The sequence below is a fragment of the Pseudomonadota bacterium genome (assembly GCA_010028905.1).
Lineage (GTDB): Bacteria > Vulcanimicrobiota > Xenobia > RGZZ01 > RGZZ01 > RGZZ01.
The window spans coordinates 1-5601 of record RGZZ01000339.1 but is presented as its reverse complement, the minus strand read 5'-3'; the positions used below and the strand labels follow the sequence as shown (position 1 = coordinate 5601).

At 66.8% G+C, this 5601-nt stretch carries 4 protein-coding genes; 1 reads left to right on the top strand and 3 read right to left on the bottom strand.

What is annotated here, in order from left to right; genetic code table 11:
* Positions 1–3: 3 nt before the first annotated feature.
* Positions 4–1221 carry a hypothetical protein gene (locus tag EB084_18485; protein ID NDD30249.1) on the top strand — a complete coding sequence of 406 codons (1218 nt, stop codon included), beginning with the start codon at positions 4–6 and terminating at the stop codon, positions 1219–1221.
* 112 nt (positions 1222–1333) lie between these two features.
* Here EB084_18485 and EB084_18480 read toward each other — a convergent pair whose 3' ends face one another.
* The 3 genes from EB084_18480 to EB084_18470 all read right to left on the bottom strand — a co-directional run bounded on the left by EB084_18480 (position 1334) and on the right by EB084_18470 (position 5601).
* Positions 1334–3268, bottom strand: a complete 1935-nt coding sequence (locus EB084_18480) for an acyl-CoA dehydrogenase (GenBank protein ID NDD30248.1) — start codon at positions 3266–3268, stop codon at positions 1334–1336.
* 154 nt (positions 3269–3422) lie between these two features.
* Positions 3423–4916: an amino acid permease gene (locus EB084_18475; protein NDD30247.1), complete on the bottom strand. Its 1494-nt coding sequence runs from the start codon at positions 4914–4916 to the stop codon at positions 3423–3425.
* A gap of 139 nt (positions 4917–5055) precedes the next feature.
* Positions 5056–5601 (bottom strand): hypothetical protein, encoded by a 546-nt coding sequence (locus EB084_18470; GenBank protein ID NDD30246.1) that lies wholly within the window; start codon positions 5599–5601, stop codon positions 5056–5058.

The window sequence follows — 5601 nt, the reverse complement described above, 5'->3', positions numbered from 1 at the left end:
GGCATGCTGGCCTGCAACGGTGGGCTCGCGGGAATGGCCGTCGCCGCGCGTCTGTGCGACGCGCGCGCCTTGCTGCTGGCGCCCGTCGCGGGTGTCGTGTGCGCGCTCGTGGCGTGGCTGTGCCACGTCTTTCTCCACCGACGAAGCCTTCCCGCCATGAGTCTCCCCTTCGTCCTGACGACGTGGCTGCTGTGGCTGTGCATCGCGCCGTCTCCGGCCGTCGCGTTGCTGGAGGTGCCCCGTCGTGTGGTCGAGATCCTCGGGTTCCTGGTGTTCAATCCGACCACTCCCAGCGGCCTGCTGCTGCTGGCCGGGCTGGCTGCACGGGGCTGGCGCTTCGCCCTTTGGCCCTGGATCACCGTGGCTCCCATTCTGTGGGGCCTCTCGCTGCTGGGGGTCGACCCGTTCCGCGCCGACCTCGCCGCGATGAACGCCATGCTCACGGTGGTGGCGCTCGTCGAGGTGTTTGGCCCCACGCCTCCGTCTGTGGTGGGGGTGGCCACCGCTGCCACCGTGCTGTGCAGCCTGGCGCTGGGTCCGCTGCTGCATCGCGTAGGGCTGCCCCAGCTGGTGCTGCCCTTCAATCTCGTGGTGCTGGCCGCGCTTCGTCTCGCTTCGCGCGCGCAGGTGCCGGCTGCCGATCTGCGTCCCCTGCGATTGCATCCGCCGTTCTTCGGTTCGTGGTGGGTCTCTCAGGGGGTGGACGGCCTCCCCACCCATCAGGGCGAGGGGCGTCACGCATGGGATTTCGTCGTGGTGGACGGGGAGGGGAGGAGCCACCGCGGTCTCGGGCTGCAGCTCGAAGACTACCTGGCGTGGGGCGTGCCCGTTCGGGCCCCGCTGGGCGGCGTTGTGGCGGTCGTGCACGACGTCGTCCCGGACAATGCGCCAGGCACGGAGAACTGGGCGCAGCCGTGGGGAAACCACGTCATCATCGCCACGTCTGAAGGTCGATGGGTCATCGTGGCCCACCTGCAGCAGGGGTCGGCGTTGGTGCGTGCGGGAGAGCCGATCGAGACGGGCGCGGTCATCGGCCGCTGTGGCAGCTCGGGCCGCTCGCTTGAGCCGCACATCCACGTGCAAGCGCAATCGGGCGCCTATCCGGGCGCGCCCAGCCTGCCTGCCGTCTTCGTGGCCTGCCAGTCTTCCGAGCAGGTGTCTGCGACCGATTTGGAAGGCTTCGTGCCTCAGGTCGGACAGCTCGTCACAGCCCTCGTCTGAGCGCGTTCCCTGGTCGCGGGAGGACTGTCTTTGAGGCCCGTTGCGCGCGCAGAAGGAGAACGACCCGCTGCGTGGTGCAGCGGGTCGTCTCGTCAGCGACCGAACCCGTGGGTCACTTCTTGACGACGGTCTCGTCCTTCGGCTTGCCGTTGGCCTTCACGGCCTTCGCGGGCTGCGCCTCTTCCGAGGCCTTGGCGCCGGCGCGGGGAGCGTAGATGTTCTCCATGCCCACGATGCCCTGCTCGAGGAAGGCATAGCGCCCCTTGAGCACGTTCTTGCCCACCTTGTACTTGAAGTCGTCGTCGTTGTGCCACATCTCGTGGAAGAGCTGCTCGATGCGACGGCTCGCGTTGCGGCAGAAGAGGTCGGCCAACTCCTCGGCGGCCTGCGCCTCGGGGTGGCGGGTGTCCTGCATGTGCTTCACGCGCACGATGCTCGACGCCATCGCGAAGAGATAGAGGCCGATGTCGACGGCGCGGAACAGGAAGGCCTGCTTGCGCTGCATCTTGGCCTGGAAGATGACCATGCCGTGGAACATGGAGCGTGCCAGGGCGCGGGTGTTGCGCTCGGCGAAGCGCAGATGGCGCGCCAGCGAGCCGAACTCGTTGTACTTCGGCCACAGGCTCCATCCCAGCCACTTCTTCGGGTACCACTGCGCGTAGAAGGCGCCGATCTGGGGGAGGGCCTGGGCCTTCTCGACCGGCGTCTTGGTGTCGTCGATGATGGCACCGGCGACCTGGAGATGCACGTCGACGGCCTCACGCGCCATGAAGAGGTGCATGATCTCGCTCGACCCCTCGAAGATGCGGTTGATGCGCGAGTCGCGCATCTGGCGCTCGACCGGGACCGGGGCCTCGCCGCGCGCCGCGAGCGAGTCTTCGGTCTCGTAGCCGCGACCGCCGCGCACCTGCATGGTGTCGTCGATGATCTGCCAGCCCACCACGGTGTTGAACTCCTTGGCGGCGGCAGCCTCGAGGCGGATGTCGTAGCCGCCGCGGTCGGCGAAGCGGTCAGACACCGCCGACACCGACTCCATGGCGAACGTGTTGGCGGCGATGTCGGCGATCTTGTGCGCCAGCGCCTCGTGCTGACCCACCGGGAAGCCCCACTGCACGCGCGAGCTGGCCCAGCGGCGCACGATCTCGAGGCACACCTTCGCGCCGCCCACGCAGGCCGCGGGGATCGAGAGACGCCCCGTGTTCAGGGTGGCGAGAGCGATCTTGAGGCCGCGCCCCTCACCGGCGATGATGTTCTCCTTGGGCACGCGCACGTTGGTGAACGAGACCACGGCGTTGGCGATGGCCTTCAGCCCCATGAAGTGGCAGCGGTGCTCGACCTTGACGCCCGGCATGTCGCGTTCGACGATGAAGGCGCTGATCTTGCGGCTGTTCGGGTGACGGGCCATCACCACGAAGAGCTCGGCAATGGTGCCGTTGGTGCACCAGAGCTTGTTGCCGTTGATGACGTAGGCGTCGCCCTCGGCCGTGAGCTCGGCCGTGGTCTGCAGCGCCGCGGGGTCAGAGCCGACATCCGGCTCGGTGAGGGCGAAGGCCGAGATGGCGCCAGCGGCGCATCGCGGGAGGAACTTCTTCTTCTGCTCCTTGGTGCCGAACATCTTGACGGGCTGGGGCACGCCGATGGACTGGTGGGCCGAGAGCAGTGCGGTGAGGTTGCCGTCCTGGCTGCCCAGCAGGCGCATGATCTTGTCGTACTCGACCTGGGTGAAGCCCAGTCCGCCGTACTCCTTCGGGATCTTCATGCCGAAGGCGCCCATCTTGCGCAGCGCCGCGAGAACCTTCTCGGGATACTCTCCGGTGCGGTCGATCTCGACGGAGTCGACCTCGTCGCGCAAGAAGGCGCGCATCTCGTCATAGAACTTCGTGAACTCGGGGCGCTCGGGCGCCTCGTCGTACGGGTGGATGAGGTCGAGGCGGAAGTCGCCCAGGAACAGCTCCTTGAGGAAGCTGGGAGAGACCCACTCGGTCTCGCGCGACGCTTCGGCGACGGCTCTCGATTCTTTCTCGGAGGGGGCGTGATTGCTGCTCATCGGTGGAGCTCCTTCAGGTGCGGGTTCGGCGTGCCGGGCTCGACGCTGAGAACGAAAAGAGCCGCGCGACAGCCGGTGCCACTCTCATGGTACCACTCGGCCATCGCGCGGCGTATCCCTGAGAAGAGGGAAATCCGGCGCCAGTGAGAGGAGGTCAGCGCTCCAGGGATTGCTGCAGCACGCTGTGCTTCCTGCTGTAGCCGAAGTAGATGACCAGCCCGATGACCAGCCAGACGAAGAGCCGCAGCCAGTTCGTCCAGCCGAGTCCGTAGATCATGGCGGCGCAGACCAGCACGCCCAGGAAGGGCACCAGCGGGACGAGCGGGGTCTTGAACTCGCGGGGGAGATCGGGCGCCGTCCTTCGCAGCACGATGACAGCCAGGCACACGAGGATGAAGGCGAACAGGGTGCCGATGCTGGTCATGTCGCCCACGATGTCGCCGGGGACAAAGGCGGCAAACAGCCCCACGATGACAAGGATGACGAGATTGGCCTTGTACGGCGTCTTGAACGTGGGGTGTACCTCGCTGAAGATCTTCGGCAGCAGCCCATCGACGCTCATCGAGTAGAAGACGCGCGACTGCCCGAGGAGCATGACGAGGATCACCGACGAGAAACCTGCCAGGATGGCCACCGTCACCGAGGTGCCGAGCCACTCATAGCCCTTCATATAGGTGTTGATGGCGTAGGCCACCGAGGCTTCCTTGCCGGGGCCGCGGAAATCGGCGACGGGAGCGATTCCGGTGAGCACGTGGGCGAACAGCACGTACAGCACGGTGCAGATGCCGAGCGACCCGAGGATGCCGATGGGCATGTCGCGCTTGGGGTTCTTGGCCTCCTGTGCCGCGGTGCTCACCGCGTCGAAGCCGATGAAGGCAAAGAACACGACGCCGGCGCCGCCCAGGATGCCCATGATGCCCCCGTAGCTGTGCTCGATTCCTTGCGAGTCCTTGAAGATCGAGGCCTCAGGGATGTAGGGCACGTGGTTCGATGGGTTCACGAAGCCCCAACCAAGCGCGATGATGAGCACCACGATGCTCACCTTCGTGACCACGATGAGGGCATTCACCACCGCAGACTCCTGCGTGCCGCGGATGAGCAGCAGGGTGAGGGCGGTGATGATGAACAGCGCGGGGAGGTTGATGATGCCGTGCACGCCTGTCGCCACATTGTTCACGACCTGCTGCTCGAAGGGAGAGTGGCACCACTGGAAGGGGACGGGGGAGAGGTGCAGCACGTGCTCGAGCAGGTTGTTGAGGTATTCGCTCCATGCGATGCCCACGGTGGCCGCGCCCACGGCGTACTCGAGCACGAGGTCCCAGCCGATGATCCAGGCCACGAGCTCGCCCATGGTGGCATAGCTGTACGTGTACGCGCTGCCGGCGATGGGGATGGACGACGACAGCTCGGCGTAGCACAGTCCCGCAAAGGCGCAGCCCAGCGCCGCGACCAGGAACGCCAGGGTGACCGACGGCCCGGCGTTCTGCGCCGCTGCGGCGGCGGTGCGGACGAAGAGACCCGCGCCGATGATGGCGCCGATGCCCAGGGCGATGAGGGTGAGGGGGGTGAGCGTGCGCTTCAGCCCCTTCTCGTGGTCGCTCGCCTGCGCCAGCAGCGTGTCGAGCGACTTTGTGGAGAAAATGCTCATGGGGACGAACTCCTTCTGGAAGACCCTGCGGTTGCGAGAAGCGAAGCACCGGCATCGCCCAACGCCATGAGAGTAGCACAAGCCGATGAAAAATCCTGGAAGGCGATCTCCGCACCCGTCGCCTGCGGGGGGACCCGGCTCAGAGGCGCTCGCCCCCACGTCCTGTGATGAGGCGCCTGCCGCGAACGGTGACGGTGACCCCGGGCGTGTCGCAGGCGAAGCGTGCGGTTCTGCCATCGACATAGAGCTCCCAGGTGCCGTTGGTCATGCCCACCGAGAGCAGAGGCTGCCCGCCGATGGCCACGCGGGTCTCATCCTTGCTGGGGGCGCCCAGGGTGCGCACAGGTGAGCCCCCCTCGTCGGTGAGGACCAGATCGGGAAGCGTGCCCTTCGCAGGAAGCGGCAGGAGGTTCTGACCGGTGTTCTCGGCCACGGTCACCATCTTCACCACGAACCGGCGGGCCTTCGCCAGCGGCTGGCCGTCGAGCGACACGGCCATCACCGCGCCCACCGGCGTGCGGGTCGTCACGCTGAGCGCGCCGGCCGTCACGGTCTCGGCTGAATCGAGCTCTCCACAGATCATGCACGTCGATGGCGCGCCGACCTTGAGCAATCCCGCGTGGGTGTCGAGAACGATCTGGCGCGTGCTGCTCTCGTAGACCCCCTTCTGAAGGCGCTGCTGCAC

Coding starts and splice junctions, on each gene's coding strand:
- EB084_18475 (NDD30247.1), bottom strand. CDS start 4,916: ATGAGCATTTTCTCCACAAAGTCGCTCGACACGCTGCTGGCGCAGGCG.
- EB084_18480 (NDD30248.1), bottom strand. CDS start 3,268: ATGAGCAGCAATCACGCCCCCTCCGAGAAAGAATCGAGAGCCGTCGCC.
- EB084_18485 (NDD30249.1), top strand. CDS start 4: ATGCTGGCCTGCAACGGTGGGCTCGCGGGAATGGCCGTCGCCGCGCGT.